The sequence below is a fragment of the Alcanivorax sp. HI0044 genome, from assembly GCF_001634945.1.
On record NZ_LWEZ01001214.1, the window covers coordinates 1 to 1,838 of the forward strand.

1 protein-coding gene is annotated in these 1,838 nt (G+C 59.3%); it reads right to left on the reverse strand.

From position 1 onward, the window contains the following. On the reverse strand, positions 1 to 1,549 hold a 1,549-nt coding region (gene thrS, locus A3730_RS16895), incomplete at its 3' end, for a threonine--tRNA ligase (RefSeq protein ID WP_063520219.1). Positions 1,550 to 1,838: the final 289 nt, after the last annotated feature.

Below are 1,838 nucleotides of genomic sequence, written 5' to 3' on the forward strand. Positions count from 1 at the left end.
GCACCGCACGGTGCAGCATCACCGGACGCTGGCGGGAACCGTCTTCGGCCACGTATTCCGCATCCAGACGATCAGGCAACACGAAGTCCACTTGCAGGGTGCCGCACTGCCAGTCGCGGCCAATGGCGTCACGCAGTACGAATTCCAGTTTCGGGCCATAGAAAGCGCCTTCGCCCGGGTTCAGTTCGCATTCCAGCCCCAGGGATTCCACCGCAGAGCGCAGGGCGCCTTCGGCCTTGTCCCAGGTTTCGTCGGAGCCGGCACGGTTGTCCGGGCGATCGGAAAATTTGATGCGGAAGCTGTCGAAGCCGAAGTCTTCGTAGACTTCGCGCAGCATCTTGATAAAGCCGGCGGTTTCCTCGTTGACCTGTTCTTCGGTACAGAAGATATGCGCATCGTCCTGGCTGAACGAGCGGGCACGCATCAAGCCATGCAGGGCACCATGGGCCTCGTTACGGAACAGGGTGGTGAATTCGCCCAGACGAATCGGCAGGTCCCGGTAGCTGGTGATGCCTTGCTTGAAAATCTGCACGTGGCCCGGGCAGTTCATCGGCTTCACGGCCATTTCTTTGTGGTCGTGGGTGCAGACGGTGAACATGTCTTCGCCGTACTTGTCCCAGTGGCCGGACTGTTCCCAGAGGATGCGGTCCATCATCTGCGGGGTGGAGACTTCCTGATAGCCGCCTTTTTCCATCTTGCCGCGGATGTAGTTTTCCAGGTTCTGGCGCATGCGCCAGCCCTTCGGGTGCCAGAACATGCTGCCCACCGCTTCCTGCTGGATATGGAACAGGCCCATTTCCCTGGCGAGTTTGCGGTGGTCACGTTTTTCCGCTTCCTCAAGCTGCTTGAGGTGGGCGTTCAATTCTTTCTTGTCGCGCCAGGCGGTGCCGTAAATGCGCTGTAGCTGGGCATTGTTGGCATCGCCCCGCCAGTAGGCGCCGGCCACCTTGGTCAGCTTGAAACCGTCGCCCAGCTTGCTGGTGCTGGGCAGGTGTGGGCCGCGGCACAGGTCGATGAAATCGCCCTGGCGGTACAGGCTTACTTCCTGGTCGGCGGGCAGCTCGCGGATGATTTCGGCCTTGAATTCTTCGCCTTTCTCCAGGAAAAAGGCCACAGCTTCATCACGGTCCCAGACTTCACGGCGGATTTCCTCATTGCGGCGCACAATATCCTGCATGCGCTTTTCAATGGTTTTCAGGTCATCCGGAGTGAACGGGGTGTCCCGATGGAAGTCATAGTAGAAGCCGTTGGCAATGGTCGGGCCAATGGTCACCTGGGTATCCGGGAACAGCTCCTGCACGGCTTCGGCCATGACATGGGCGGCATCGTGGCGAATCAGTTCCAGGGCCTCGTCGGTCTCCCGGGTGATGATTTCCACCGTGGCGCCGTCGTCGATGGGCAGATAGACGTCGATCAGGTTGCCGTTGGCCTTGGCGGCCAGGGCTTGCTTGGCGAGTTTTTTGCTGATGCGTCCGGCGATTTCGAAGGCGGAGGCGGGTTGCTCAAACTCCATGCTTGCCCCATCGGGCAGTTGATAGCTCACACTCATGAGACAGGGGATCCAGGTGATTGGCTCAGAACCGGAAGATGGTAGGGAATCAGGCCCCCCGCTTCAAGGTGCGGGGGCGGCTAAGCGCCTCCTGAGGCATGATTTTGCAGCCTTTAGTGCGCCTGTCGTGGATTAACCGACGTATGGCACAGAATTTTGCCTGTTTCCGGGCGCCCGCCTATGCTTGGGACGGGGATGCAGGGATAGATGACAATGAAAGTCCAAGGATGAACCCGATGGAGCTGGATAGCCCATGATGACACCCTCACAAACGCAACAGATGGCAGAC